General features: G+C 68.6%; 27 protein-coding genes and 1 pseudogene. 3 read left to right on the top strand and 25 right to left on the bottom strand.

Annotated features, from left to right (window positions below; translation table 11 throughout):
* Positions 1–3 precede the first annotated feature (3 nt).
* The 18 genes from DDE75_RS12715 to DDE75_RS12795 form a co-directional block, all read right to left on the bottom strand.
* The gene (locus DDE75_RS12715; RefSeq protein ID WP_108502769.1) at positions 4–3969 is read right to left on the bottom strand and encodes a baseplate multidomain protein megatron; all 3966 of its coding nucleotides are present in this window, start codon (positions 3967–3969) and stop codon (positions 4–6) included.
* Positions 3970–3978: 9 nt separating this feature from the next.
* Positions 3979–4425: an NlpC/P60 family protein gene (locus tag DDE75_RS12720; RefSeq protein WP_108502770.1), complete on the bottom strand. Its 447-nt coding sequence runs from the start codon at positions 4423–4425 to the stop codon at positions 3979–3981.
* Positions 4422–5306, bottom strand: a complete 885-nt coding sequence (locus DDE75_RS12725) for a DUF2163 domain-containing protein (RefSeq protein WP_108502771.1) — start codon at positions 5304–5306, stop codon at positions 4422–4424. The genes DDE75_RS12720 and DDE75_RS12725 overlap by 4 nt, the downstream gene beginning before the upstream one ends.
* The gene (locus DDE75_RS12730) at positions 5303–5929 is read right to left on the bottom strand and encodes a DUF2460 domain-containing protein (protein WP_108502772.1); all 627 of its coding nucleotides are present in this window, start codon (positions 5927–5929) and stop codon (positions 5303–5305) included. The genes DDE75_RS12725 and DDE75_RS12730 overlap by 4 nt, the downstream gene beginning before the upstream one ends.
* Positions 5929–8346: a phage tail tape measure C-terminal domain-containing protein gene (locus DDE75_RS12735; protein ID WP_108502773.1), complete on the bottom strand. Its 2418-nt coding sequence runs from the start codon at positions 8344–8346 to the stop codon at positions 5929–5931. Before DDE75_RS12735 ends, DDE75_RS12730 begins: the two co-directional genes overlap by 1 nt.
* A complete protein-coding gene (locus tag DDE75_RS12740) occupies positions 8339–8497 on the bottom strand; it encodes a DUF7697 family protein (RefSeq protein ID WP_245894738.1) in 159 nt (52 codons plus the stop codon). Before DDE75_RS12740 ends, DDE75_RS12735 begins: the two co-directional genes overlap by 8 nt.
* Positions 8498–8565: 68 nt before the next feature.
* Positions 8566–9003, bottom strand: a complete 438-nt coding sequence (locus DDE75_RS12745) for a hypothetical protein (RefSeq protein WP_108502775.1) — start codon at positions 9001–9003, stop codon at positions 8566–8568.
* Positions 9004–9005: 2 nt separating this feature from the next.
* A complete protein-coding gene (locus tag DDE75_RS12750) occupies positions 9006–9947 on the bottom strand; it encodes a phage tail tube protein (protein ID WP_108502776.1) in 942 nt (313 codons plus the stop codon).
* Between the two features lie 24 nt (positions 9948–9971).
* The gene (locus DDE75_RS12755; RefSeq protein WP_108502777.1) at positions 9972–10391 is read right to left on the bottom strand and encodes an acyl-CoA transferase; all 420 of its coding nucleotides are present in this window, start codon (positions 10389–10391) and stop codon (positions 9972–9974) included.
* Between the two features lie 6 nt (positions 10392–10397).
* Entirely contained in the window at positions 10398–11237 is an 840-nt protein-coding gene (locus DDE75_RS17325) for a hypothetical protein (RefSeq protein ID WP_162799032.1), read from the bottom strand.
* A 105-nt stretch (positions 11238–11342) separates the two neighbouring features.
* Positions 11343–11963 (bottom strand): DUF6441 family protein, encoded by a 621-nt coding sequence (locus tag DDE75_RS12760; RefSeq protein ID WP_108502778.1) that lies wholly within the window; start codon positions 11961–11963, stop codon positions 11343–11345.
* Positions 11960–12271 carry a head-tail joining protein gene (locus DDE75_RS12765; RefSeq protein ID WP_108502779.1) on the bottom strand — a complete coding sequence of 104 codons (312 nt, stop codon included), beginning with the start codon at positions 12269–12271 and terminating at the stop codon, positions 11960–11962. Before DDE75_RS12765 ends, DDE75_RS12760 begins: the two co-directional genes overlap by 4 nt.
* Positions 12271–12606, bottom strand: a complete 336-nt coding sequence (locus DDE75_RS12770; RefSeq protein ID WP_108502780.1) for a DUF2190 family protein — start codon at positions 12604–12606, stop codon at positions 12271–12273. The genes DDE75_RS12765 and DDE75_RS12770 overlap by 1 nt, the downstream gene beginning before the upstream one ends.
* A gap of 77 nt (positions 12607–12683) precedes the next feature.
* Positions 12684–14741: a prohead protease/major capsid protein fusion protein gene (locus DDE75_RS12775; protein WP_108502781.1), complete on the bottom strand. Its 2058-nt coding sequence runs from the start codon at positions 14739–14741 to the stop codon at positions 12684–12686.
* 4 nt (positions 14742–14745) lie between these two features.
* Positions 14746–16236 carry a phage portal protein gene (locus tag DDE75_RS12780; RefSeq protein ID WP_245894739.1) on the bottom strand — a complete coding sequence of 497 codons (1491 nt, stop codon included), beginning with the start codon at positions 16234–16236 and terminating at the stop codon, positions 14746–14748.
* Positions 16237–16283: 47 nt separating this feature from the next.
* A complete protein-coding gene (locus DDE75_RS12785) occupies positions 16284–16493 on the bottom strand; it encodes a phage head-tail joining protein (RefSeq protein WP_037207673.1) in 210 nt (69 codons plus the stop codon).
* 2 nt (positions 16494–16495) lie between these two features.
* Positions 16496–18499, bottom strand: a complete 2004-nt coding sequence (locus tag DDE75_RS12790; RefSeq protein ID WP_108502783.1) for a phage terminase large subunit family protein — start codon at positions 18497–18499, stop codon at positions 16496–16498.
* Positions 18447–19043 (bottom strand): hypothetical protein, encoded by a 597-nt coding sequence (locus DDE75_RS12795; RefSeq protein WP_108502784.1) that lies wholly within the window; start codon positions 19041–19043, stop codon positions 18447–18449. The genes DDE75_RS12790 and DDE75_RS12795 overlap by 53 nt, the downstream gene beginning before the upstream one ends.
* Before the next feature lie 111 nt (positions 19044–19154).
* On the opposite strand from DDE75_RS12795, the gene DDE75_RS12800 reads away from it, so the two are divergent.
* From DDE75_RS12800 to DDE75_RS12810, 3 genes are all read left to right on the top strand, one after another.
* On the top strand, positions 19155–19427 hold the full coding sequence (locus DDE75_RS12800; RefSeq protein ID WP_108502785.1) for a hypothetical protein: 273 nt from the start codon (positions 19155–19157) through the stop codon (positions 19425–19427).
* 94 nt (positions 19428–19521) lie between these two features.
* Positions 19522–20109: a DUF3489 domain-containing protein gene (locus DDE75_RS12805; protein ID WP_108502786.1), complete on the top strand. Its 588-nt coding sequence runs from the start codon at positions 19522–19524 to the stop codon at positions 20107–20109.
* A gap of 182 nt (positions 20110–20291) precedes the next feature.
* The gene (locus DDE75_RS12810) at positions 20292–20900 is read left to right on the top strand and encodes a hypothetical protein (RefSeq protein WP_108502787.1); all 609 of its coding nucleotides are present in this window, start codon (positions 20292–20294) and stop codon (positions 20898–20900) included.
* Here DDE75_RS12810 and DDE75_RS12815 read toward each other — a convergent pair whose 3' ends face one another.
* The 7 genes and pseudogenes from DDE75_RS12815 to DDE75_RS12840 all read right to left on the bottom strand — a co-directional run bounded on the left by DDE75_RS12815 (position 20901) and on the right by DDE75_RS12840 (position 25217).
* Complete coding sequence (locus tag DDE75_RS12815; RefSeq protein ID WP_108502788.1) at positions 20901–21122, bottom strand: DUF7220 family protein; 222 nt, start codon at positions 21120–21122, stop codon at positions 20901–20903.
* Positions 21119–21601: a hypothetical protein gene (locus DDE75_RS17685; RefSeq protein ID WP_245894753.1), complete on the bottom strand. Its 483-nt coding sequence runs from the start codon at positions 21599–21601 to the stop codon at positions 21119–21121. Before DDE75_RS17685 ends, DDE75_RS12815 begins: the two co-directional genes overlap by 4 nt.
* Before the next feature lie 205 nt (positions 21602–21806).
* Positions 21807–22358: pseudogene (locus DDE75_RS17690) on the bottom strand (DNA cytosine methyltransferase); the annotation flags it as partial.
* On the bottom strand, positions 22315–23691 hold the full coding sequence (locus DDE75_RS12825; protein WP_108502790.1) for a site-specific DNA-methyltransferase: 1377 nt from the start codon (positions 23689–23691) through the stop codon (positions 22315–22317). The gene DDE75_RS12825 and the pseudogene DDE75_RS17690, both read right to left, overlap by 44 nt.
* Positions 23692–24107: 416 nt before the next feature.
* Positions 24108–24488 (bottom strand): DUF6362 family protein, encoded by a 381-nt coding sequence (locus tag DDE75_RS12830; RefSeq protein WP_018303644.1) that lies wholly within the window; start codon positions 24486–24488, stop codon positions 24108–24110.
* On the bottom strand, positions 24481–24681 hold the full coding sequence (locus DDE75_RS12835; protein WP_108502791.1) for a hypothetical protein: 201 nt from the start codon (positions 24679–24681) through the stop codon (positions 24481–24483). Before DDE75_RS12835 ends, DDE75_RS12830 begins: the two co-directional genes overlap by 8 nt.
* Positions 24678–25217 (bottom strand): hypothetical protein, encoded by a 540-nt coding sequence (locus DDE75_RS12840; RefSeq protein ID WP_245894740.1) that lies wholly within the window; start codon positions 25215–25217, stop codon positions 24678–24680. Before DDE75_RS12840 ends, DDE75_RS12835 begins: the two co-directional genes overlap by 4 nt.
* Positions 25218–25403 lie beyond the last annotated feature (186 nt).

Here is a 25403-nt window from a genome sequence, read left to right on the forward strand (position 1 = left end):
CCTTCAGAGTATCAGCGTGACGGTCTTGGGCGCGCCCCGCCCCACGAGGGCGGAGAGCTGGTAGATGCGGACGGTGAGGTTGTCGCCGGGCCCGAGCGGCCCGCTCCAATCGGCGGTCTGCTGGGCGGCGGTGTAGACGGCGCTGGCGGTGGCGGTGCTCAGCAGCCGCATTACCGTGGCACCGTCCAGGATTTCGACCTCGTAGGCTTCCAGTTCCTCCGCCATAGGCACTTCGACAGCGCCCCAGCTGTCGGCGGCGAGCGCGCGGGACCGGCGTTTCCAGCGGATCGTCAGATCGCCGGGCGTACGCGGCGTGCGCCACGGCTGCTCGACATGGGCGACGGAGAACGGCCGCAGCCCCACGCCTACCGGCGTGAATGCCTGCGCGACATAGGTCTCGTCGCTGACCGATCGGCTCGCCGGGCCGACGCGCCAGTTCCACGGGATGCCGAGATCAGCCTCGGCGATCGGCAGCGATGCGAGGCTGTCGTCGAGCACGACGACCCGCGCGCCTGCCGGAGCCGGGTTGCCCATGGCGCCTTCTGTGCCGCGCTGACCGCGCAGGAGCCGGGTGAGCCTATACCGGCCGGGCGCGAGCAGCTCGGCCGCACCCGCCTGGACGATCTCCCAGACGCCGGGCGCGCTCTCGATGGCCAGCGCGTTCGCCCCGCCGAACAGGGTCAGCTCGGTGACGCTTTCCAGCGTGCCGGTCAGCAGATCGATTACCAGCGCATTGCCGAGATCGAAGCGCGACGTGGGGCCGGCATAGAAGTCCGAGACCAGCGCCCCGATCCGGGCGCGGCTGCCGAACGTCGTCAGCAGCTCGAAGCCATCGGTCGACGGGCTGCGGAACACCGCCATCTCTCCGGGCCACGGCACGGCATGCGCCGCCGCAAACGGCCGGTGCGCGGGCTGGTCTTCGGTCAGCTGCGGCAGGTCCATGAGCACCGCATCCGGCGCGCCGAACACCACGGCGCGCGTCAGCGACGCCGCGCGGGGATCGCCGGGCGGCAGATCGTAGGTCGCCCTGTCCTGGCGCACCGCCTCGATGCCGCGCGCCTCGGCATCGGCGATGGAGATGAGCCGCAGGTCGACCAGCCGCCCGTCATGCACGAGGCGGATCGCGTCAGCCGGATCGAGCGCGAGCCGCGAGGGCGGCACACGGAATGCCGCCGTCTCGCGCCCCACCCACGCCTCCATCAGCGCGCGGCGGCAGCGGCGCTCGGCCTCCTCGGGCGGCACCGCCATCGGGAAGGATTCTGAGGCGATCCGGGTCGTGTCTACCGTGATGCGCCGCGCCTCGACGAGGGCCGCGTCGTAGTCCTCGTCGGCGCGCGCGATCTGCCATTTCAGCGCCTGCGGCAGTTCGGTCTCCTGGCCGCGCGTCAGTTCCAGCACGTCGCCCTCGCGGGCGGCCACCAGATCGTCGGGTACGAGAGTGGTGACGGAGGCCCGGCCGCGCATTACGAAGCGGATCACCCCCTCGGTCTCGACGGCGTCGAAGCCGAAGTGGCGCGACAGCGTCGTGATCGAGGCGCGCGGGCTCTCCAGCGCCGTGATGGCGTAGCCCTCGACCGCGCCCCAGAGCCCGGTGACGTCGATCCGGGACTCGGGCAGCCCGGCGCGCAGACAAAGGTGGCGGACGAGCGCGGCCAGCGACACCGCCCCAAGCCGCCCGGTCAGCCAGTGGCCGAGCCGCCAGTTGCCACCGTCCGTCCAGACATCGGTGAGCGCCGGAAAGAACGGATAGGGCCGCGCGTCCCAGGTCCAGGCGGCGCATTCGGGGACATGCACCATCCGACCGCCGTAGACCGAGGACACCGGGTTGTTCGCGGCCTCGCCCCACCAGAGGTACGTCGCCTCGAGATACGCCCGCTGGATGGCGTCGTCGCGCCAGCCCCGCGAAAAATGCGGCGTGAAGCTCTCGGACGACTTCGGGTCGAAGAAGACGTTCGGCTGGTTGGTGCCACGGTCGATAGCGGGGCAACCGAGTTCCGTGAACCAGATCGGCTTGGATTGCGGCGCCCATTCGGTTGGGGTGCCGCTCTCCTCGCCGCCGGGGCGGTTGTAGTGTGCGTTCGACCACCAGGCGCGAAGATCCTTGTAGCGGAAGACCCACGGCTTTCCCGCGCCGCCATCCGTGATCGGCGTCCGCACCTGTGCGGTTCGATCCGCCGGACTGGCGTAGAACCAGTCGAAGCCCTCGCCGCCCGCGATGTTCCCCTGCAGGTAGGCCCGGTCGTAGATCGCGGGCCAGCCCTCGGCTGCATCGATATGCTCGAAGCCGTCGCGCCAATCCGACAGTGGCATATAGTTGTCGATCCCGACGAAATCGATCTCCGGATCGGCCCATAGTGGGTCGAGATGGAAGAACACATCGCCCGAGCCGTCGCCCGGCTGATGCCCGAAATACTCCGACCAGTCGGCGGCATAGCCGAGGCTCACACCGGACCCGAGGATCGACCGCACATCCGCAAGCAGGTCCCGATACGCCTGCACCGCCGGATAGGTGCTGGCGCTCGAGCGGATCGTCGTGAGCCCCGGCATCTCGGTGCCGATCAGGAAGGCGTCGACCCCGCCCGCCGCCACGCAGAGATGGGCGTAGTGCAGCACCATGCGCCGCAGACCCCAGTCGCCGGATGGTCCGGTCCAAGAAACCGTCTGACCCGAAACGCTGAAGCTCGCGGGCGTGGCCGCGCCGAACAGCGCCGCGACCTGGCTTGCGGCCGTGGCGGTCTTGTCGACCGATCCGGCGTAGCCAGCGGCAGGCGAACAGGTGATCCGCCCTCGCCAAGGAAACGCAGGCTGACCCGTCTCCGCGGCGCTGTCGGAATACGGGTTCGGCAGCGTGTTGCCGGGCGGCACGTCCATCAGGATGAAGGGATAGAAGGTGACGCGCAGTCCGCGCGCCTTCATCTCCTGGATGGCCTGAACCACCGCGAAGTCGGACGGCGTGCCGCCATAGACCGGCCGGTCCTGGTCGTCGCGGCTGACGAGGAAGGCATTGGCGCGGCTCACGCCGTTCACCGACCAGCTGGCGGGCGTGGTCGACTTCGCGGAGACCTCGACGCCGGGCCGCACCTTGCAGGAGCCTGCGCGCAGGTCGTCGCCGAACCACGCCACCACGAGGCTGACGCTTGTCACAGCCGGGGCCATCGCCTGCAGCCGGTCGAGCGCTTCGACCATGTCGGTGGAGTCGGCCAGCGCGTTCAGGTTCTCGGGCACCGTCGCGCCGCCATCGGTCTTGCGGATCGCCTGCGTCGCATAGGTGAACTCGCCCGAGGCCGGGATCATGGTGACGGCGCGGGTGAGCCCCTCGGCGGTGTCGGGATCGGCGAGCGGACGGAACACCTCGAACGACAGCTGCGGCAGGCGGTTGCCGTAGGTCGAGAGCGCCAGCTCTTCGAAGACCACATAGGCCGTGCCGCGATAGGCCGGCGTGCTGGCCGCGCCCATCTTCGCGGCGATGAACGGATCGGCCGTCTGCGCCTCGTCGCCCGGATACCAGCGCCAGGTCACGCCGGAGAGGTCCATCGGCTTGCCGTCGGCCCAGATGCGGCCGATGCCGGTGATCGGACCCTCGCAGAGCGCGACGGCGAAGCTGGCGTAGTAGAGATATTCGGTCGTCTTGACCTTGCCGCCTCCACCTCCCTTGCCGCCGCCTTGGGTGGTGGTCATCGTCTCCTCGCGGAAGTCGGTCGCCCAGATGATGTTGCCGCCCATCCGCATGCGCCCGTAGAGCCGCGGGATCACCGCGCCCTCGGTAGCCGAGGTGATGCGCAGCGTGTCGAGCCGCGCGCCCTCGATGCGCTGCGTGGGCGCCAGCGACGAGATGATCCAGCTGTCCACGACTGAGCCGATGGTGGAGCCGATGAAGCCGCCGATGGTCGCGGCGCTGACGCCGAGGATGGCTCCGCCAATGCTGCCGCCAATGGCGGCGCCTGCGGCGCCGAGAACGAGGGTGGCCATGGCGGGATCTCAGCGTTGCGGGAACAGGAAAGCGAAGGCGATGCGCCGCCGCCAGGATGGGGTGAGCGGTTCCTCGATCACGCCGAGCCGCTCATAGGCGTGGAGGAAGGAGCCGGCACCGGTAAGGATCCCGACATGCTTGGCGATGGCGCGGGGCTTCATGCGGAAGAGCACCAGCGCGCCGGGACCGGTCACCGCCGGTGCCACCTCGATCATCATTCGCCGCGCGCCTTCCGCCAGCACCTCTCGCGGGCCGGTCTCGCCCCAGTCCCGGCTGTAGGGCGGGATTCGGAACGGCTCGGGGCCGACGACCTCGCGCCAGACGCCCCGCGCGAGCCCGAGGCAGTCGCAGCCCACGCCCTTTAGGCTGGCCTGGTCGTGGTAGGGCGTGCCGAGCCAGGATCGCGCAATGGCGATGACGCGCGCGGGGTCAGCCAATGCGAGGGGTTGCGTCATAGGACGCCTCCCTCGTGGCCACCATCCTTGGTGGCGTAGCGCAGCACGGCATCCTGGCCGGGGATATGCGGGAAGCCGCGGAAGTTGGCGGTGTTGGCGAACTTCGCCCCGCAGGTCTCGATCCGCTTGTCGCAGCCCGCGCGGATGGTGAAGGCGTCGTCCTCGGCGATCGCGCGCACCGGTGCTTCGAGCAGGGTCAGTATCGCGATGCCGTCGGTCACGTCGTGGCCCAGCACTTCCGCGCGACGCCCGGCGTTCGCGCCGCTCGTCCATTCGACGGTGCCAAACGTGAACCAGCCGGCTTCGAACCCGCTGAGCCCCGAGGCAGTGAACGCGCGATCCCGCAGGAGATCGATGACGGCACCCGCGCCCTTGTAGGCGGGATCTTCGAGATCGACGCCGCAGCGTCCATCGCCGAGCGCAGCGTCGCAGGTCGTCTGGAAGGTCCGACCGACCGTCTGGCCCAGCACGTGGGCAAGCGAGCGGACCTCGGTCACGAAGGCCAGACGTCCACGCCGGATCTGACCTATGGCGCCCCGGCGCATCAGCACGCGCTGACCCGTGTCCGCCCAGTTCACGCGCCAGACCTCGACCTCGGCGTTGTCCCAGCGGCCGTCGAGAATGTCGGTCTCGGTGATTCGGTCCGAGGTCAGCACGCCTTCCGCGTCCTGCGCATCCACCGACAGGTCCGAGCCAGAGCGGACCTCGGAGGCGGTCAGCCCGCTCTCGGGCTCGAAGTCAGTCCCGTCGAAGCTGAGCGTCAGGTCGTGATCGGTGAAGCCGAAGGTGACGCCGTCGGCGCGCGTTATCCGCCAGCACCAGGCGAGCGTAGTCGTGCCCTCGCCGAGATGGGCCTGCAGGGCGGGATCGAGGGATTTCATCGGCGCAGTTCCAGCAACGGGATGGATGTGATCGAGCCGAGCCGCTCGAGGTCGAGCGTCACGTCGAGAGCGTCTGTGTCGAAGCGAACCGGCACGTCGAACTCGAAGCCCGCGGTGATGGCAACGCCCGCCGAAGGGCCGGTGTCGAAGGTGACGACACCGGTGGTCGTGTCGACGGACCAGCCGCCAAGTTCCTCCGCGCCATCGAGTGCGACGCGCAAGGTTCCGGCCACAGGTTTGCCGATGGCGCGCGTCCAGGATTGCGCACCAGAGGCGTAGTGCTTCACGAGCTGGAAGGCGGTCGTCGCACCGTCGCCGGTGCCGATGGTCTGGTCGGTTGGCGACGGCGTGCCCGAGGGCAGGCAGGACTTGTGATCGCCCCAGTCCTTGAACCGGAAGCCATGCAGCCGACCGTTCCGCGCCTCGAAGAAGGCGACGACGGCGGCGAGATCATCGGCGCGGCGGATGCCGTAGGCGACGTCGTAGCGGCGGCGGCTGTTCGCCCAGCTGGCGTTGCGCTCCTCGTCGCCCGAGGCAAGCTCGACGATCTGGGTGCGCCGTTCCGGCCCACCCCGCGCGCCGCGGCTGATGTCGTCCGGAAACCGGACCTCGTGAAACGCCATTACATGCCTCTCCGCCCGAGCGACACGGCGCGGGCAATGTCGGCCGCGACCTGCGTACGGGACTGCCGGAAGCTTTCGGCGTCGCGCGCCATGATGGTGACGTTGACCCCGCCGCCCGCGCCGTAGCTCTGCGCCTCGCGCCGCGACAGCACGCGCTCGCCGCGTTGCAGGATCGCGGGTACCTCGTCATGGCGAAGCCCCGCCATGCCGCCTGAATGCATTCGCGGGGCGGCGGCGAAAGCCATGGCCGAGACCATGCGCGAAGGCCCCGCAGACCCCACTATCCCGCCCGCATGCAGGACGTTGGCGAAGATGCCGCCCGCCCCGGCAAACACACCCGAGAGCGCATTGGCGATCGGCCCGAGGATGAACCGCCGCGCCGCGAGCTGGGCGAGATCGGCCAGCAGCGAAGTCACCAGATCGCGGAAGTTCAGCTTGCCGGTCCGCACGAACTGGCCAACCGCGTTTTCGGCCGACTGGAAGGCGCCGACGAGGCTCTGGCCGATGTCGCCGCCGATGTCGCGCGCCTTGCTGGCGTAATCCGACAGCGCCGCCGTCACCGCCTGCCACCCGGTGACGGCGGCTTCGGTCACGGGCTCCGCCGCAGCAGCCGCCGTACCCGCGGCAGCGCCGGCGTCGGTTGCTGCCTGTCCAGCGCCGTCGAGCGCGGTCTCGAACCGCTCCGCTGCGGCCGTGGCCTCGGCCAGCGCATCGGCGCCATCCTCATCTGTGCCCCGGACCGCATCGCGCAGCGCCTGCCAGCTTTCCAGCGGGGCCCGCGCCCCTTCCGCCAGATCGCGCGCGGCGCCGCGATAGACGTTCGCGGACTCGAGCGCCCGATTTGCCGCCTCGGTCAGACCGAGATCGGGCGCGGTCAGCGGGTTGTCCTCGAAGGCCCGATCGAAGGCTGCCTGCGCCGCCGTCGTGGCAGCACTGGCCGCGCCCTCGAAGCGGTTCTCGATCTCGCCGAGGTCGAGGTCGGGCACCAGCGAAATGCGCCGCTCGGAGCCGAGCGCTTCCAGCCCCTGGTTGATGCCACCGATGAAGCCGTTGATGCGCGAGACCACGCCGTTCAGCATTGCCTCGACACCGTCGATCAGGCTGTTGGCCGCCTGGAACGCCAGATCCCCGATGGCGGCGGGCAGCAAGCCCCAGGTAGCCTTGATCGCCTCGTAGGCCCCCTCGAACGTGTTTGCCGCCGTATTCCCTAAACCGACGACACTCTCGATGGCGCTCTGCATGCCGGACGCCGCATCGGCCTTGAGGTCGAAGAACATCGCCGTGGCGGCCGCGCCCGCCGCAGCGGCACCCATGCGGATCCGCTCCCAGACCTCGACGGCGACATCCTTCAGCAGCGACATGGCCTCGCCGAAGCCGCCCGCGCCGGAGACGAGGCGGGTGAACTGGTAGACGAGCTCGCCTGCGCCCACGATCAGCGCCCCGATGCCGGTGCGGATCAGCGCCCCACGCAGCAAGACCAGCGCCGTGGCAAGACCGCGGACGGAGAGCGCAGCGGCGGCCATGCCAGCCACCCAGCGGCCTGCGAGGAAGGCCGCGAAGGTCGCGGCATAGGTGGTCAGGCGGCCGATGTTGTCGAAAAGTCCACGGATCGCGATGCCAAGCGGCCCGGTGCGGCTTGCGACCGCCGCCATGGCGTCGGCAACGGCCTCCAGCGCGGGGGTTGCGGCGACAGCCAGCTGGTTCGACAGCCCGCGCCAGATCAGCCCGAGCCGGGAGATGGCATCGTTCGTCCGCTCGATCTGGTCGGCATCCTGCTCCGAGACCACGACGCCGAAGGCGAGGACGTCCTCCGTCGCCTGGCGCAGCGTCGCGGTGTCGATGCGCGACATGGCGATGGAGCCTTCTTCGCCGAAAAGCTGCCCCGCGACCGCGGCACGTTCTGCGGCGGGCACGAAGTTCTCGATGGCGGCGTTGATGGCGCCGACGCGCCGGTCCAGGGGCAGCGCGATCAGGTCGGTTGCAGAAAGGCCCAGCCGGTCGAGCGCATCGGCGGCGGGACCGGTCCCGGCCGCCGCCTGGCTAAGACGGCGCGTCAGGTCCTTGGTGGCCTGCTCGATGCCGGACATCGAGACGCCCGCCAGCTCGCCCGCGCGCTCCAGCGCCTGGATCGAGGCGACCGTGGTGCCGAGGGATTGCGCCAGCTTCGCCTGCGCATCGACCGTCTGCAGCCCAGACCGGATCATCGCCACACCGGCGGCTGCAGCTGCTGCCACGGCAGCGGCGGCCGCCACACGGACCCGGCGCGAGAAGGCCGCGAGCCGGGCGTTCGCCGCTTCCATCTCCCGGCTCAGCCGTCCGAAGCCGCGCGACCCGGCTTCGCCGACACCTTCCAGCTCGGCGCGCACCTGTCGCCCGCCGACCGCAGCCAAGCGGACGGACACACGCTTTTCAGCCATCGGGGCGTTCCATCTGTTCGTTAAGTTTCGCGACCATCACCGCTTCGATCACGGGCAGCAGTTCGGCCATCGCGACGGGCGGCACGCCGAGCGCGTCACCGAGCGCCAGCGCCGCGGACATGTCCCAGCCGATCACCGCGCCCGGCAGCACGCGCAGCTGGCCACCGAGGCGGCCGACCAGGTCCCAAACCTGCCAACCCTCCGGAGTTTCCGGACGGTTCAGCCGCGCCGGGTAGTCTTCGCACGCCGTCTGGCAGGCGTCGCAGTATCGATCGCCCCCTCCGAAGGACCATTCGGCGAGGGCGCGGAGACGTTTTTTTCCTGCTCCAGCAGCAGACCCTTGGAGACGTAGGTCAGCTGGAAGGCCTCGAAGATCGGCCAGACATCGAGCAGCGCGTCGATGGCCTCGGGGCTGGGATCGATGGAATTGCCGTCAGCGTCGCCGATGCCCTCCCAGCCGAGCACCGCCCGCCGCGCCAGCGCCTTGGCGAAGGCGACGGCGCGCTCCTCGTCGGAGGCTTCCTCCGGAACTGCCTCGATGGCCGGGTCGCTCCGCGTCGCCACCATCAGCGCGGTGGTCAGCGGGCGCAGCTGCACCCGGACCCCATGGGCGAGGTCGTGCCAGCGTGGGGCATTGGTCAGGTCGAGCGTCAGCATCGTTAGTACACCTCGATGTCGTTGATCAGGGTTGCCGTGCACATTCGGCCGACCACGCTGTCGCGGGCGGCCTGCCAGTCGAAGGTGGCCTGCACGCCTTGCGGCCCGGAGATCTCGATGCGCGGGCGCGGCAGGTAGACGGCGTGCACGGTAAAGGTGAAGCTTTCGCCCGAGGGCAGGACGTAGGCGAACTCCATCTCGCAGGCCTCGCCGTTGATGGCCTGCGTCACCAGCGTCTGGTCGGCGAAGCGCACCTCGATCCGGCCGGTGAGCGCCGCGATGGACGGGTCCGCCCCGTCGATGCGGCCGTCGTTCCGGATCGTCTCGATCCGGTCGAGGTTGTTGGCATAGGTGATCTCGGCCGAGACGACGTTGCCGAGCGCGGTCCCATTCCGCGTGATCGATCCGTTGAAATGGCCGAAGCGCTTCAGCTCGAGAGCTGCAGGCGTCCCAGCGCTGGTGGTCGTGCCCACCGTTTCGCCCTGCGCCACGAGCCGCGCGGTTGCGGTCAGCAGGCCGGAGCGCTGCATCTGCCAGGTGATCTGGTCGAGCACGCAGCCGGAATACATCGCATAGCGCGGCACCTCCGGCATGCCGGTCTCGATCGACATCGAGGGCAGAGTCCATGCCCCCGACTGGAATTCGTGGGTGTACGGGGCCTCCGCGCCCGTGGTCGTGGGCGCGCCGAAGGCCGCCTTCAGCCAGAAGCCGAAGGCCTCCGCGTCGAGCGGCACCACGACATCGCCGTCCGCCGTCACCGCGTCCTTGATCGGCGCCAGCGGATCGCGGCCGTACCCCAGCAGCTCGGAGTTCAGCAGCGGTTGCTCGGCCCCCAGCGACGCGCTGGCGAAGGGCATGCGGGTAAAGCCGCTCACGGGCGGCGTTCCATAGGTCGTCTCGAACGCAAGCGCCATCAGCGCCCGCGCCCCCTGGGCTCGTGCCATGGTGTTCTCCTCGGGTTGTCGGGGTCAGGCCAGCTGGTCGGCCGTGGAATAGTGCAACACCACCGGGATCACGGCGGCCTTCAGGCTCGCCGCGCCTTCGACGGGCAGATCGACCGGCCTCGGGGGTTCCGCCTCGACCCAGTCGCACAATCCGCCCAGTGTTCGGTCGGCGGCGAGCGCCGTGCCAATGCTGGCGGTCAGCGTGTCGAAGGCGGCGTCACGGTCGGCGCCCTGCACAATCGCCTCGATTTCAGCGCGGTGCTGGTAGTGATAGGCGAGCGGCGACAGCGTCACCTCGGGCTCACCGGGCTCCCCATCGCGCAGGATCAGCAGGCCCTCGGCCGGCACGCGTTCGGGCAGCACCTCACCGCGCAGCGCGGTGGCGGGAAGCGCCGAGAGCCGCGCATGCAACGCGACGAGGATGGTTTCGCGGGTGGTGGGCATGGCAATCTACGGCGTATCGACCGGATCAACGGCATCTGGCGGACGCGCACGGTCAGGCTGATCGGGATCAATCACGCCCCAACGCGTTGTTTCATATTCCATAAGTGGACGACCAAGCACTGATATGGATCCGGAGGCCCGGTCAGGCCAATATACGCCAACAGGCACTGCATTGGCGTGCTCATAAATCTTCACTAGTTGGATCGGCCCTCCAACACTACCAAATTTCCCTTCTCGAATAATATCTCGAAGCACTTCGAAAGGTTCCATGTCCAAAGAGCCCGAGCGAAGCTTTCCACGTGCTCGGAGAAGTGACACCAACCTTTCCTTGGCTTCAGCAACCGGATCCGCATCACCGATGTAGCATATCAACTTGTACGCATCTTCGTCTTGAGCTGCCCATGTTGAAGCCGGTTTGAAAGTGAATCGCCCAATTGATCGATCAAAATGAAGCGTCCAAACGTGAAATTTCTTTGACTTCCACGAATACCCGCTGAGCGCGAATTTCGCGTCCGGTTCATCAGGGACAACCTGCCCGCGTGGCAAATTCGAAATGAACTTGCGAGAGTGGTCGAAGACCCTATTCAAGTGCCCTTTTAGGTGCTCGAGGTCCATCGCTCTGTTCTGTGCAGGAGGATACATTAGGATCGAATTGTACGCCTGAAGCATCAGGGGATAGGCGTCGCCTGTATGGCCGGCAAACGAAATTACGGCATCACTTCTGGGAAGAAGCACGATCTTCGGGTTTGCGTCCCAGAATTGCCCACCGGAGAGACGGCTATCAGAAGCAACGATTAGCTCTCTGACTCCACCAGCAACTCTAACCCATGATATGCCAAGCGTCATTTCAGCGGCCCCCGCGCTTCTGGTTTTTCGACCGCATATACATATTCCAGCGGCAGTTTGTCGTGACAGTCAACTATGACGAACGTGACAGCCTGCCGTGGTAAATCACAAGACCCAGTTCGCCACGATCAGCCCCGGCACGCTGTCCAATGCCCGGTCCGCGTCCCGCGCCAGGTCCAGCCGCTTCGGCAACTTGACCTGCGGCACCAGCAGGAAGATCGGCGCGGTGACCTTGCCGCGCCCGGTCTTCGAGCGGGACACCACGGCCTGGCCCTTCGTGTTCAGCCGTCCCTCCGCCACCAGCAGGCTCGGCCCCGTGCGGCGATAGACGAAGCGCAGGCGCAGGCCGCGTCGTCGTTCCCATTCACCGGGCGTGATCCGGCCGCCACGCAGGGACTTGCCCGCCGCAGGCAGCGGGATCGCCAGCCAGAACCCGTTCTTCGAGCGGATCAGCGGCCCGGTGTCATGGGCACCGACGATCACCGGGGCCTTCGACCAGACCAGCGCCGCGGCATCGAGGCTGTCGCCCGACCTCGGGAAGCTCTGGCTGCGGATCGAGTTGGCGAGTCGGGGGCCGAGCCCCGCGCCGGTGATCTGCAGCCGCCAAGCGGTCTTCAGTCCGGTCCCGGCCTCGCGCATGGCGGCCGTGACAGCGCGCTCGCCCGCCGCGACCTCGGCCGCCATCATCGCGACGATGTCGGGATCGATGTCGAGCTTCAGTTTCACGCGGGCCTCAGATCGACGGTCCAGACCAGCCGCTCGCGGTCGCGGACAGGCTCGCCCTGAATGAGGAAGGCGTCGCCGTCGATCTCGATGCGGTCGCCGGGACGCGGTGTCGGCACCTCAGCCACGCGCAGGTCGATCCTCGTGGTCTCGGACCAGAGTCGCGCATCGCCGAAGTCGCTGATCGCGTCGGCGCGCCGGGCGACGACCCGCACCAGCACGGGCGCGCCGCCGTCGGCGATGTAGACCGCGTCCCGACCGATGTTCGGATCGGCGAAGAGCGCGCCAACGGCGGCGGCGAAGGCGCTCATTAGAACGTCGCGTTCAGGCGCACTCGACCGGTTGTGTCGCCCGCGCCGCTGGCCACGGCCTCGACGGCCGCGCCGATGAGGGTGTTGTCGGTCGCGACCGTGGTGCAGCGCTTGTTGGTGTCGTCCCAATAGACCTTGGCGCCGACGGTCCAGGCCTGGGAGCCGACCTTGGTGATGTCGAAGACGCCGACGAGCGCCGTCTCGACGGGCTCGCCGAGGGCGGCGGCGCCCGCGGCGATACCGAAGATGGAGCCGACGAGCAGGCCATCGCCGGAGGCGACGGCATAGGGCGCGGTCAGGGTGATGGTATTGCCGGGCTGGACGTAGGTTTTCATGGGGGTGATCCTCTTGGAAAGACGAAGGGCGGCCCGTGTGGGCCGCCCGCGTGTCAGGGTTCAGCATGGGGTGCGGGTTACGCGCCCGGGTTCTTGTAAAGGCCGCGCCAGTCGATGGCCTTGGCGCCGAAGTCGAGGCGGCACTTGATCTCGACGCCGTCGACGTCGAAGCCGTTGCGCGTCTCGATGTAGGCGCCCTGCTGGCCCTCGAGATAGGCGTACTCGATGGTGTCGATCTGGTTGGGCGAAGCCGCCAGATACCAGGCGGTCTCGCTGGCGGCGTCGAGCCGGGGCTCGCTGATCGGCGCGAGGGTGCGGATCGACTGCGGCACCACGCTGGACGTCGCAGCGGGCACCAGGTTCTGGGCGACCAGCTGCTCGGCCTTCAGCTCCAGCGACGCGGGCACGATCAGGAACGCCGGGCGGACGTTCAGCACCGTCTTCTTGTCGAGGCCGGTCTGCTTGGCCATCGCGGCGCGCGCCGCACCGACGCTGCTCACGTCGAGCGCCGCGCCGGTGCCGGCGAGGTTCTTGTGGGTGGCGTGGAATAGCGCGTTGCCGTCGGCCATCGCCGGGTTGGCGGTGATGATGCCCCAGACCACGTCCGACTCCAGCTGCGCGATGGAGTTGCCGTACATCGCCGGGATCCGGGTGAAGGCGTCGAGATCGTCGTTGATCAGCGTCTGGTGGGTGATCGCGACCACCCGGCCATACGTCTTGACCTTGTAGCTCTCCTTCGACTCCCCGAGCGTGCCGCGCTTGAACTCACCACTCTCGCCGACCTCGAGCAGCTGAGGGGCTTCGCCGAGCTGCACCCGGTGCATCGCCTTGAAGTCGGTCGCCAGCACCTGGCGGCAGAACAGCATGAAGGTGCGGGGATAGGCCTCGTAGGCCTGCCGCAGGGTCTTGTTGGTGACGGCCGAGAGGATCTCGGGGAAGTCCGATGTGGAATGCAGCGCCCGCGTCGCCACCTCGTCGCGCGACAGGCCCCGCGTGTTCACCCCGGCATTGCCGAAGCTCTCGCGGGCGAGTTCCAGCAGCGTCATGCCGCGATACTGGCGCGCGGCGTCCTCCAGCTGGAACAGCGTCGGGCTGTAGCGGTGCAGCAGCGCGTTCGCCACCGCATCGCGGCGGGTGATGCGCTCGTCGCGGCCGCCGAGCGGGACGGAGACATGGGGGAAGGTGCGGGTCTCGTCCGACTTCGCGGCGACCTGGTCGAGGATAAGGCGGCGGGACTCGTCGACGCTGACGCCGCGCTTGACCAGATCCTCGGCGAAGCCGCGCTCGAGGTTCAGCCGCCCGGCCAGATCGTAGATCGTGGAGACGCGGTCGCGCTCGGCCTCGCGCGCGCGTGTCGCGACCGTTTCGGTGTCGGGCGCGGGAGTTGCCTGCGTCTTCGGCTGGCTGCGGGTTTCGACTACGGCGACCGTCGGGTCGGGCGCAGCCGGTTTCGGCTCGGTCATGGGGGTGTCCTCGGTTGCGACCGGCTCGGTCGGCTGGGTGGTGGCGGGGGTTGCGGCGTCGCTCGCCGGAGTCTGGGTCTTGTCCGTCATCGGGGTCGGTCCTTTCGTGGTGGAAGGGGCGTCCCGGCGGTGGAGGACGCAGTCGTGAAGGGGATGCTGGGCACGGAAGCCCGCGGCGGGGTCCGCGCCGACCGCGACGGCGGAGACCTCGAACGGGGTCCAGTCGACCGCGCGCCAGAGTTCGCGCGCGGCCTCGGGCTTCGAGACCTCGAAGCGGTGGACCTGGTAGCCGATCGAGACCGCGCGGATGTGCCCGGCCTGGATGTCGCGCCAGATTGGCTCGACATCGGCGCGCTCGCTGATCCGCACCAGCGCGATGCCGCGGCCGTTCTCGATCCGCGCCGAGCCCGGCACGACCGAGCCGATCACCGCGTCGAGCGTGTCGAGCTCGTGCACCTTCAGGAACGGCGCGCCCGCGTTCAGCCGGTCGAGCCGGACATGGGCGGGATCGAGGCTCAATTCCTCGTCATAGGCCTCGCCGAAGAGGGTGGCGCGGCGGACGCGGGCCCCGGCCGACCAGATCACCTCGACGGTGCGGCTGTCGGCATCGGCGGTGTTGGGCGCAAGCTCCGCCGACCGGCGCATGGCCGGCAGTTCGATCATCGTGTCCATGGGGTCAGTCCTGTCGGTCGGGGTCGGCCTGCGCCGGGTTGGTTTCATACGCGTTGGCGGAGGGATCGTCGTCGGCGGGATCGTTGGTCTGGGCGCTGCCGGTTTTCGTGACGCGCCGCGGATCGCTGTCGAGCACCAGCCCCAGCGCATCGAGCTTGGCGTTCGTCGCGGCGATCTCCGCCAGCACCGCATCGGGGTTCCGGCCCTGCCGCGCGATCACCTCGGCCAACGTCATGGTGCCGGAGCGGATCGACAGCAGGTTCGCCATCGCGTCCTTCTGCGGATCGACCGCCTCGAACTTCGGCGGCGACCATTCGACCGGCACTATCGGCGACGGGATCTGACCCGCCGCCCATGCGGCCTCGGTGAACCAGCGCCAGACCGGGGCGCAGAACATCGGGATGAACAGCTGCCATTGGACGGCGTCGATCTGGCGGCGGAACTCCACCAGGCCCGCCCGTATCGAGGAATAGTTGACCTGGGACAGATCGCCGGTGAGCAGCTCGTAGGGCACCCGGAAGCCCGCCGAGATGGTGTGCAGGCTCGCGCGCTTGTACTCACCGTAGCCGCCCGTGGCCGAGGGCTGGTTGAACCGGATGTCCTTGCCGCCGCGGGCATAGGCGATCAGCCCCGGCTCGAACTGCTCGACGCGGTTGCCATCGGCATCGATCACCGACGGCGCGATGCCCTGCTGCGCCTCGTCATCGCCGAAGACGATGGCGGTGACGCAGGCCTCGGTCTTCTTGCGGACGAGTTCCGCCACCTCGTAATCGTCGAGATCACGCAACGACCGGATCACCGGCGCGCCCCATGGCACACCGCGCGCCTGCGTGCGCTGCTTCTCGTAGACATGGGCGATCTCGCTCGCTGGCACCGGGCGACTCTGCAACCCGTTCTGCAAGGCGCCATAGGCGTCGCCCGGATGCTCGGCATGCAGCCAGTAGGCGCGGCGCTTGCCGACCGGATCGAACTCGATCCCTTGCACAAGGCGCCCCGCGCCGAGGGCGCCGGATTTCGTGGCGTCGAGGAAGTCGGCCTCCAGCACCTGCAACTGCAGAGGCACGGCCAGACCGTCGCTCGCGCGCCGCAGGCGACGGCGTACCAGGACCTCGCCCGCCTCGACCATCTCACGGCAGATCAGCGTCTGCAGCCCGTAAAAGTCGAGCTGGCCGTCGGCGTCGCACTCCGCCGTCCAGCGCTCGAACAGCGCGTCCACCTTGCGGTCCAGCGTGTCGTCGCCGCTGGCGGCGCGGGGCATGATGCCCGCGCCGATGATGTTGTTGACCAGCACTGCGACGGCCTTGGCCGCATGCGGGTTGTTGCGCACCAGGTCGCGCATCCGGTCGCGCAGCAGTGCCCCGGCGACGCCGATTTCGGTGTCGGCCGAGGATCCCGGCGCACGCCAGCCCTCCGTCCGCCGCCCGCGCGCGGCCCCGTCGTAGCCCCGCGTCAGGGTCTCGAAGGCTTGCCGCGCCATGACGCGGCGCGCGGCCATGCGAGGCGCCACGGTTGCGATGGCGTGGTCGAACCAGTTCGCCGACATCACCGGTCCCCGCGCGAGAAGCCAGCCAGTCCGGCGATCGGCAACGGCCGCGTGGTGCCCGCGATGGCGCGCTCGATGGTCCGGATGCGGGCGAGCAGGTCCTCGGCCGAGCCGTAATCCACCGACTTGCCGTCATAGCTGACCCGGGTCGTGCCGCTGGCATAGGCGCGGCGCAGCGCCGAAAGCTCCGTTTCCGTCCAGTCGGTCATGTTCAGAACCATCCTCCGCGCCGTCCGAGCCAGTCGGAGCGGCGCTTGCCCTGCGGGGCCTGTCCCGGCCGGTTGATCTGCCCGGCGGGATCGGTGTCGGTGGGGGCTGCCCCGAGCTGATCCTCGAGGTCGCGCCATTTCTCGTCAGGCCAGCGATCCGCGCCCGCGATCCAGGCGGCGGCGCGGGCATAGACTCGGCAGTCCAGCGCCTCGTTGCGCTCGCGCAGCTTCTGCCATTCCAGCCGGGCGAAGCCGCGCTTCGTGCGCACCGTCACCAGCTGCTCGGCCACGAACTGCTTCAGCCATTCGTTCTCGACCCAGTGCGGCAGGTGCACCGCGCCGGGCGGGAACGCCGCACCGTCGGCCATGTCCTCCTCGGTCGGGCGCGCCAGCCGCAGGAAGCGGTAGGTCTCGGCCTTGAAGGTGGACACCGCCACGGTCCAGAGCCGCGCCCCGCGCCGCAGGCGTTTCCCGCCCTCGGTCGCGTCGACGAAGGTTGGCCCCGACACCGGGCTCGAGCGGTTGAACCCCTCGACACCCTTCACCGGCGACACCTGTGCGAACCCCTGCGCTCGCGACCAGGAATAGACCGCCGGGGGCTCGTAGCCGGTATCAATGGCCAGCCGCGCGATCCTGAGATGCGCGCCACGCTCGTGCGGCCACGACCTGTCAAGCAGCGCCGTCAACTCCGACCAAGCGTCGTGCCGGTCGGGGCCACCCTCGATCACGACGTGATCCACCAACCAGCTTTCCAGACCACGACCCCAGGCCCAGACGTCGACCTCGATCCGGTCCTTCTGCACGTTTGCCCCGGCGGTCAGGAACAGCCCGCCCGCGGGCACCGTGCCGGATGTCCAGCGCTCGCGCCGGTCGTAGAGCCGCTGCCAGTCGGGGGCTTCGCCGGTCTCGACCCAGGTCTCGCCGAGGATCGTGTTGCGGAACGCCTTGATCGCCTCGTCCGACCCCTGAGCCGCGTCCCATGCCCGCACGATCCGCTCCCAGCTCAGCCAGCCGATCGGCGAATAGAGCGCCGAGAGGTGATACCCGACCGTGGTCGGATCGGCGGCCACAGCCGTCGCCCGCCATTCGCCCCCCTCCAGCATGGCCGTCTTGTGGTGCTCCGCGATGGGCGTCTCGCAGCCCTCGCAGTGATATTCCGCCGTCCCCGGGCGGCCCTTCTGCCAGCGTAGCCTGTCGAACTTCAGCCACTGCATCGCGCCGCAATGCGGGCACGGCACGAAGAACCGGCGCTGATCGCTGGCCTCGTACTCGCGCTCGATGCGCGACAGCCCCCGGATCGTGGGCGTCGAGACCAGCAGCACCTTGCGCCGGTGGGCAAAGGTCAGTGACCGCGCCTCGGCCAGCGTGACCGGGTCGCCTTCCTCGTCAGCGGACGCCGGATAGGCGTCGACCTCGTCGAGGAAGATGTAGCGCGCCGGAGTGGACCGCAGCCCGACCGCCGAGTTCGCCCCGGTCATGATCAAAATGCCGCCCGCGAATTCCTTCGACAGCATCGTGTTGCCCGCGTCACGGGACCGGGCGGGCTTCACCCGCTCCCGCAGCTCGGGGCTTTCGTCGATCAGTGGGTCGATCCGCTGGCGGGAGTTGCGTTTCGCCAACTCCACCGTCGGCTGGACCGCGAGCATCGGGCCCGGCGCCTGGTGGATCGCGAACCCGATCCAGTTGTTCCCGGCCTCCGTCGCGCCGACCTGCGCCGCCTTCATGAACACGACCCGCTGCGTGGGATCGCCGGGCGACAGCCGGTCCATGATCTCGCGCATGTAGGGCGTGCGCACCGTGCGATACCGCCCCGGCTCGGCCGAGGCGCGGCCCGAAAGCATCCGGTGCCGGTCCGCCCATTCCGAGACGGTCAGGTCCGGGTCGGGCCGAAGCCCGTTGCCCCAGGCGCGCAGGATCTCGCCCGCGCCGTCGAAGTCCGTCAGGCCATCATCGTCACCGGAAGTCGGGCCGGACCTCGGCGAGTTCGTCGAGGTGGGCGCGTACATGTCTCTCCAGCACCTTCTGCATCGCGGCTGGCTCCACGGCGATCTGCTGGCCGGTCGCGTCGCTGCATGCGGCCGAGAGCTCGGCCGCCATCAGCGCCGCCGCGCGTGCAGGCCAGGTCACCCAGGCGTCCCGCTCTTCCCGCGCCAGGCGGAACACCAGCGCCAGCGCGCGAGCCCGCTCGATCAACTCCCCCTTCAGCTTCTGCAGCCGGATGCGCCGCTCCTGCGCCTTCAGCACCTCGTTCGCGGTCTTGGCTTGCAGGAAGGTGGTGCCACCACCGACGGCTGGCACCGCCAGACCCTGTTCTCGGAGCGTGTCACCGACGGCCGCCACTGCCGCCTCGGGGACAGGCTTCAGCTTCGGTGCGGGCGGCTTGCGGGTCTTGGACGGGTCCGTCGTTTCCGCCCGCCGGGCGTCGCTGGCCGTCGCGTTAATGCTGCCGTCGGGATAGAGGACCAGCCGCTCGGCCGTCTTCGCCTTCTGGATCGCGCCCCGCGACAGCCCGACATGGGCGGCGTACTGGCGCTCGCTCATGCCCTGCATCGACGACCCCGATTATCATTCAAGATCATGTGCTTATCGAGTTGATAAGCACGACGGAGAGAGCGAACGTCCTGTCAGAAGGACGATGCAACTCACCACGGAGCCACCACGATGACCACGCGCCTGAACCCGATCACCACCCCGCGCCACGAACTCCGCGCCGAGAGGGCGCGCAGGAACAAGGAAGCCGCGCTCGCGGCCTTCATCGGCAAGAAAGCCGAGATCGACGAGATGCTCGCCCGGCTGCAGGCGCTCAGCGACGACCATTTCAACTGCCACCCCGACGAGGTGGGCTGGGCCATGGTCGGCACCCTCGAACACTACGCCAGCCTTCTGAAGCGCATCACCGACAGCGCCTTCGGCGAGGGCGAGCACGCCCGCTGATTTCCGGCGCTGCCGGAACTCCTGCCGCGCCGAAGCGCGGCTCGGGGTCGTAGGAGGGTCGCGACGGTCGCGGCCCCGAACACGGAGACCCCAGATGACCAAGCTTTTCGACACACAGCTCGTGATCCTCAGCGCCGCCGCGCAGCGCGAGGACCGCAACGTCCTGCCGCTTCCCGGCTCGCTCCGCGTCGGCGCCGCCGCCAAGGTGGTCGGCGCGCTCCTCTCCCGCGGGCTGATCGCCGAAACGCCGACCGAGAGCCAGACCAAGGCCGACGCCGCGCTCAACCGCATCTGGCACAACGATGAGGACGGCAACGCCATCCTCCTCCACATCACGAACGCTGGCCTTGCCGCCATCGGCGTCGAGCCGGAGAGCGGCGACAGCGCGCCCACGGGCGCCGACGAGGCGCCGAGTGCGGAGGCCTCGCAGGACACCCCCACCGAGCCCGCAGCCGCGCCCAAGGCGCGCACGCCGCGCGAGGGCACCAAGCAGGCCACCCTGATCGCCATGCTGCGTGCGCCGGATGGCGCGACCATCGAGGAGATCATGGCCGCGACGGGCTGGCAGTCGCACACGGTGCGCGGCGCGATGGCCGGGGCGCTGAAGAAGAAACTCGGGCTCGAGGTGACATCGGAGAAGATGGACGGGCGCGGCAGGGTCTATCGGCTTCCCGCCGCCTGATCCTATGCCGTAAGCGCTACGCCGCCGCCCCGACCGGGCGGCGGTTTCTCGTTGCCATAACAGCAGATCGCGGGCGGCGGCCTGCAGATTGTCGTGTGCCATTACTGTGCCACCAGTGAGACTCGTGACGGGCATCATTCGGCGTGACATGTTGTGGGAGAATCTGTGAACGGCGGCACAACATGATCGAAGACGAAGATGTCAATCGAGCGATTATTGATCGCGACAGCCTGCCTCCAAAGTGGCCCACCCACCGCCATTCGCCCGAGTTCTGGGAACAGTTGGGTAGAACTGTAGCGACCTACGGCTTTCTAGAGGAGGTGTTGGGCAAAGCGATTTTCGCGTTTACCGCGACTCGTCAGTTTGAGACGACCGCAGAGGCGCAGGAGGCGTATGCTTCATGGCTTCCAACCCTCGAAAGAGCCTTGACTGACACATTAAAGCCGCTTGCCGATGCCTATGCCAAGGCGGCTCGCGAAAATGCGAAAAGCACCACTGAGAACATTGACGAACTCGTTGCCGCGATCAAGGAAGCGTCTGAGATCAGGAACGTGATCTGTCACGGCTCGTGGCGGACGCCAGACCACGAAGGACGCTCATTACCTCTCTTCGTTAACAAGCGAAAAGAGATCTTCGGCACACCAATTGACGTTCCCTACCTCCATCAAGTTCAAAGCCATGTTGCCGAACTCGCGGCCACAGTAATCGATACCGTCACCCACATGGGTTTTCAGTTTCCGGGCGGCGCCGGACCAGGGAAACGAGTCTGGCCGGATAATCAAAGAGTGTAATCAGAGCTGCCCCACTTTCAGGCGCTCGAACAGCCGCCGCAGGAGGTAGGACCGCGCGATGCTCACCACGGTGAAAATCGCGCCCATCTTGAGGTTTTGCGCCAGCGTCGTGTGCAGCCCGAAGACTGGGAAGATCAGGGTCTGCGTGACGACCGCGGCGCCGTAGCCGACAGCCACGTTGGCGACGGACTCGACCAGCGACATGAGGCGGGACTGCTTCATGCCGCTGCCTCATCCATCGGCCAGCAATTCAGCCGCCAGAGTTCGCAGCGCATGCGCCGCAACCAGGGGGACCACGCCGTTGCCACAGAGGCGAAGCCGGTCCACCCGGTGGGCCAGCCCATCAGCGCCTCGACGAACAGCGGGTTCAAGGTCCGGCGCGGCTCGGAGGAGTTGCTCCCAGCCATCGGCGTCACCAGGACCTGGCGGCCAAGCAGGCCGTTCACCGGCGTGTTCGCCAAGGTCGTCGCGCCATCCTTGTGATCGCGGGCCGTCGGCGTCATCCACATCCCCGCCGCATGGGTCAGATCGGCCGTCTTGCGGTTGCCCGCGCTCGGCTTGCAGCCGTCGTTCGCCATTGGCGTCGGCCAATCCCGCGCCATGCGGTCCAGACCCTTCTCGTCGCGCCGTTCGCCGCCCCGGCTGCGGAAACTGTCCGTCTGCGGCGTCGGCCACAGCGCAGCCGTCGTCGCGAGGTTCATGCCGTGCTGACCCGCTTCCTGCGATGGCGTCGGTTTCGTCTGCCGGTTCTCGTTGGCGCTGGCCCTCGGCGTCGGCCAGAGCCGCAGCAGTTCCGTCCGGTTCCCGGCACTCGACCGGGTCCCAGAGCAGGCGCGCGGGGTCGGCCAGTTCGTCCCCCTCGCGGATGGCGAGAATGAAGAGGCGCTCGCGCTTGTGCGGCGCGCCGACTTCCGCCGCCGTGAAGAGGCCTGCCGCAAGGCGGTAGCCCATGCCGACCAGTCCGCCGGCGACTTCGGGGAAGCCGAGGCGGAGATGATGGGCGACATTCTCGAGGAACACGAAGGGCGGCTCGCATTCGCCGACGATGCGGGCGACATGCGGCCAGAGGTGCCGCGGGTCGTCCGCGCCGCGACGCTTTCCCGCGACAGAGAACGGCTGGCACGGATAGCCTGCAGTGACGATGTCCACCGCGCCGCGCCACGGGCGGCCGTCGAAGGTGGCAACGTCGTCCCAGACAACAGACTGATCCAGGGACGCGTCTTCCATCCGCGCCACGAGAGTGGCTGCGGCGAAGGTTTCCCGTTCGACATGGCCCACAGCACGATATCCGGGGATGGCGATGGCAAGCCCGAGATCGAGCCCGCCTGCGCCGGAGCAAAGGGAGAGACCGAACAGGCATGCGTCTCCGGCTCCGGAAGCGTCTCCGGAGGAAGGTAGAGCCAGGTCATGCATGTCACGCGGCGGTCTTGCGCTTGCGCGCGGGTTCGGGGGCGGCATCCGTGTGCGGCGTATCGGCCGGGGCCGCGGCGTCGTCGCCCAGCCGCTCGGTCCTCACCTGCGCGAAGGTCCGACCGTTGCCGTCGAGGATCGCGTCGCGGCCGGTCTCGGCCTGCCAGCGTTCCACGGCGACATCGACGTAGGCCGGGCTGATCTCCATCGCGAAGACGCGACGGCCGTTGGCCTCGCCCGCCATGATCTGCGAGCCGGAGCCCGAGAAGGGCTCGTAGCAGAGCCCGCCGCGCGCCACGTGCTGGCGCATCGGAATGCCGAAGGCGTCGAGCGGCTTCGGCGTCGGGTGATCCGGGCGCTCGTCCTTGGCGAAGGACGGCATCTCCCAGGTCGAGGGCAGCGTCTGCTCGGCGACCTTCGGCGGCCGGTTCGGGCGCCGCCAGCCCATGAAGCAGGGCTCGTGTTTCCAGAGGTAGTGCGACCGGGTGAGGACGCCCCGGTCCTTCACCCAGATGATCTGCTGATGGACGAAGGCGCCGGCCTTCTCCCAGCAGGCCTCGAGCATCGCCTGGCGACGGGAGGCGTGCCAGCAGTACCAGGCCGCGTCCTCCGTGATCGCCTCCGCGACCGCGGCGGCGATGAAACCGTCGTAGAGTTCCGCGCCCTGAGAACTGTCGTCCCAGGTCGTGCCGTAGGACGCGGACCAATCCTTGTTGCGGGTCGGATGGTTCGAGCCGTCGTAATCGACGAGATACGGCGGGTCGGTCGCGAACAGCACCGCGCGCTCGCCGTTCATCAGGCGACGGACATCCTCGTGGCTGGTGCTGTCGCCGCAGAGCAGCCGATGATCACCGAGGATCCAGAGATCGCCGGTCCGCGAGGCCGGGTTGCGCGGCGGTTCGGGGATGGTCACCGGCGGCACGGAGCCCCCGGCGCCACCTTCTTCACCGTCGTCTTCCGCGACGTAGGCCAGCAGCTTGTCGAGTTCGCCATCGGAGAAGCCGACCAGCGACAGGTCGAAGTCCTCGGCCAGAAGGTCGTTCAGTTCCGCCGACAGCAGCGCTTCGTCCCAGGTGCCTAGTTCGGTCAGCTTGTTGTCCGCGATGCGGTACGCGCGCCTCTGCGCCTCGGTCAGGTGCCCGAGCACGATGACTGGCGCTTCGGTCAGTCCAAGCTGGGTTGCCGCCAGAACGCGCCCGTGGCCCGCGATCAGCTCGCCGCCCTCGCCGACGAGGCACGGCACGGTCCAGCCGAACTCGGCCATGCTGGCGGCGATCTTCGCGACCTGGTCCGGCCCGTGCGCTTTCGCGTTCTTCGCGTAGGGCTGGAGGCGCGACAGCGGCCACGTCTCGATCGCGTCCGGGGCGAAGCTCAGCGTCATGGTGGGCAAGGTTCCTCGGTCGGGTGGATGCTGGTGGCTTCCGGACTCCGGATGCCAGGCTGGACTCCACATGGGGTCCAGCGGCCACCAGCGGTGTCCGGTCCGAAGGCCAGCATTCATTGGTTTTTGCGCGGGCCGCGCGCGGCTCCGGCTTCCGGGTGGCTTCCCAAAAAACCGGCCCAGTCGCTGGCGATATTCCGCGCTTCGCCCGCCAGCATACGAATATCGCCAGGAAGGAACCGGAAACTGCCTCGGGGTGGACCCCGGCCGGACCCTCGCTGGATACCGGGGTCCAGAAGAGCCCCGCCAACGCAAAGGGGAGAGCGAGCTTTCCAGCGCACTCTCCCCATCTTGCCTTCGGAATAGCATGGATCTGTTGCAGATGTCGAAGGAAAAAGTGTTGCAACACATTGGAGTCACTGCGCATTCAGGCGCGCGGCGATCTTGGTCAGCGCCAGCTGCCAGCGACGCCAGGCGGTCGTGCGGTCGCAGCCCAACTCCCCGCTGATCTGCTTCCACGGCACCCGGGCCGCGCGCGACCAGACCAGCTTGCGCTCCGCTTCCTCGATCCAGAGCACCCAGTCGAAGGTCTGCTCGAGCCGGGTGATCGCGGCGGCCGAGGGCCAGACCCGCATCGGCTGGGGTTCCATCGCCGCGATCTCGCGGCTGGTCCGCACGATGTCGGGCCAGGTGTTGAAGTAGCCCTGCGCCTTCACCGGCGGCAGCTTGCGCAGGGTGCGGAACGCCTCCTCGAAATGATCGGCGACGCAGTCTGCGGTCCATTCGCGATCAGCCATGGCGCGCCTCCCTGTCGGACGGGCGCGGGCCGTAGAGCTTCTCGCCGAGCTGGCGGACAAGCTCACGCTCGGGCCAGCTGAGGCGGTCGTCATCGGCGGAGACCGCGAGCACGCCCTGTTCCTGCCAGCCCTCACGCTTGACCTGTTCGGGATCCCGGCGCCGACCGCCGTAGCCATGGGGGTGCCATCTCATGCCACACCTCCCTTCGTCTCGATCGCCCAGAGCAGGAGCGCGATGGCGTCGGCCTCGTTGTCGTCTGCCGGGTTGAAGCCGCGGGCGCGGACGGCGGCGACCATGGCGGCCTTGTCGGCGTTGCCCTTGCCCGAGGCGTGGCGCTTGATCGTGCCAACCGGGACACCCTCGTACGGCACGCCGCGCAGCTCAGCCCATGCGGTCAGCGTGGCCATGAGCCCGCCGTAGATGTGGCTCGCGTCGGTGCCTGCGTGGCGGCGGACTTCCTCGAACCAGATGGCGGCGACAGGACCGGAGAGCCGGTCGATCTCGGTCAGCCAGTTGGTGAAGCGCAGGTAGCGCATGCCGCCGCCGTCGAAGCGGCCCGGGCGCAGCGAGACGGTGCCGCTGGTGATCAGACCGTCGTGACCGCGGATCGCCCAGCCGGTCGAGGTGCCGAGGTCGAGCGCGAGGATGCAGCGGTTGCGGGGAGTGTCGAGTGGCAGCGATTCAAACCTTGCGCCGTCGCAATTGGGGATCAGAGTCGGCTGAGCCATGATGGGTCTCCTTCGCCGGTGGCCTGTGGTGGTGGAAGACGACGGCGGTCTGGTGCTTGGCGGTACGGGGCCGCCGTCGTCGGATCGGAAAGCACAAGGGAGCGTCACGGCGACGCGCGCGGCTGGCCCGGACGTATGGGAGGAGTGGCCAACCCTGTGGGGTGGCCCTCCCATACGTAGTATGGG

The sequence above is a fragment of the Paracoccus indicus genome (assembly GCF_003056335.1).
GTDB lineage: Bacteria > Pseudomonadota > Alphaproteobacteria > Rhodobacterales > Rhodobacteraceae > Paracoccus > Paracoccus indicus.

Bases quoted from the DNA above. Each gene is read 5' to 3' on its own strand.
- DDE75_RS12790 (WP_108502783.1), bottom strand. From the start codon at position 18,499: ATGTACGCGCCCACCTCGACGAACTCGCCGAGGTCCGGCCCGACTTCC.
- DDE75_RS12730 (WP_108502772.1), bottom strand. From the start codon at position 5,929: ATGGCGTTTCACGAGGTCCGGTTTCCGGACGACATCAGCCGCGGCGCG.
- DDE75_RS12715 (WP_108502769.1), bottom strand. From the start codon at position 3,969: ATGGCCACCCTCGTTCTCGGCGCCGCAGGCGCCGCCATTGGCGGCAGC.
- DDE75_RS17685 (WP_245894753.1), bottom strand. From the start codon at position 21,601: ATGAACCTCGCGACGACGGCTGCGCTGTGGCCGACGCCGCAGACGGAC.
- DDE75_RS12720 (WP_108502770.1), bottom strand. From the start codon at position 4,425: ATGACGCAACCCCTCGCATTGGCTGACCCCGCGCGCGTCATCGCCATT.
- DDE75_RS12785 (WP_037207673.1), bottom strand. From the start codon at position 16,493: ATGACCGACTGGACGGAAACGGAGCTTTCGGCGCTGCGCCGCGCCTAT.
- DDE75_RS12775 (WP_108502781.1), bottom strand. From the start codon at position 14,741: ATGGACACGATGATCGAACTGCCGGCCATGCGCCGGTCGGCGGAGCTT.
- DDE75_RS12810 (WP_108502787.1), top strand. From the start codon at position 20,292: ATGATCGAAGACGAAGATGTCAATCGAGCGATTATTGATCGCGACAGC.
- DDE75_RS12800 (WP_108502785.1), top strand. From the start codon at position 19,155: ATGACCACGCGCCTGAACCCGATCACCACCCCGCGCCACGAACTCCGC.
- DDE75_RS12805 (WP_108502786.1), top strand. From the start codon at position 19,522: ATGACCAAGCTTTTCGACACACAGCTCGTGATCCTCAGCGCCGCCGCG.
- DDE75_RS12755 (WP_108502777.1), bottom strand. From the start codon at position 10,391: ATGCCCACCACCCGCGAAACCATCCTCGTCGCGTTGCATGCGCGGCTC.
- DDE75_RS12815 (WP_108502788.1), bottom strand. From the start codon at position 21,122: ATGAAGCAGTCCCGCCTCATGTCGCTGGTCGAGTCCGTCGCCAACGTG.
- DDE75_RS12765 (WP_108502779.1), bottom strand. From the start codon at position 12,271: ATGAGCGCCTTCGCCGCCGCCGTTGGCGCGCTCTTCGCCGATCCGAAC.
- DDE75_RS12825 (WP_108502790.1), bottom strand. From the start codon at position 23,691: ATGACGCTGAGCTTCGCCCCGGACGCGATCGAGACGTGGCCGCTGTCG.
- DDE75_RS12745 (WP_108502775.1), bottom strand. From the start codon at position 9,003: ATGCTGACGCTCGACCTGACCAATGCCCCACGCTGGCACGACCTCGCC.
- DDE75_RS17325 (WP_162799032.1), bottom strand. From the start codon at position 11,237: ATGACGCTTGGCATATCATGGGTTAGAGTTGCTGGTGGAGTCAGAGAG.
- DDE75_RS12835 (WP_108502791.1), bottom strand. From the start codon at position 24,681: ATGAGATGGCACCCCCATGGCTACGGCGGTCGGCGCCGGGATCCCGAA.
- DDE75_RS12735 (WP_108502773.1), bottom strand. From the start codon at position 8,346: ATGGCTGAAAAGCGTGTGTCCGTCCGCTTGGCTGCGGTCGGCGGGCGA.
- DDE75_RS12795 (WP_108502784.1), bottom strand. From the start codon at position 19,043: ATGCAGGGCATGAGCGAGCGCCAGTACGCCGCCCATGTCGGGCTGTCG.
- DDE75_RS12750 (WP_108502776.1), bottom strand. From the start codon at position 9,947: ATGGCACGAGCCCAGGGGGCGCGGGCGCTGATGGCGCTTGCGTTCGAG.
- DDE75_RS12840 (WP_245894740.1), bottom strand. From the start codon at position 25,217: ATGGCTCAGCCGACTCTGATCCCCAATTGCGACGGCGCAAGGTTTGAA.
- DDE75_RS12725 (WP_108502771.1), bottom strand. From the start codon at position 5,306: ATGAAATCCCTCGATCCCGCCCTGCAGGCCCATCTCGGCGAGGGCACG.
- DDE75_RS12770 (WP_108502780.1), bottom strand. From the start codon at position 12,606: ATGAAAACCTACGTCCAGCCCGGCAATACCATCACCCTGACCGCGCCC.
- DDE75_RS12780 (WP_245894739.1), bottom strand. From the start codon at position 16,236: ATGGCCGCGCGCCGCGTCATGGCGCGGCAAGCCTTCGAGACCCTGACG.
- DDE75_RS12830 (WP_018303644.1), bottom strand. From the start codon at position 24,488: ATGGCTGATCGCGAATGGACCGCAGACTGCGTCGCCGATCATTTCGAG.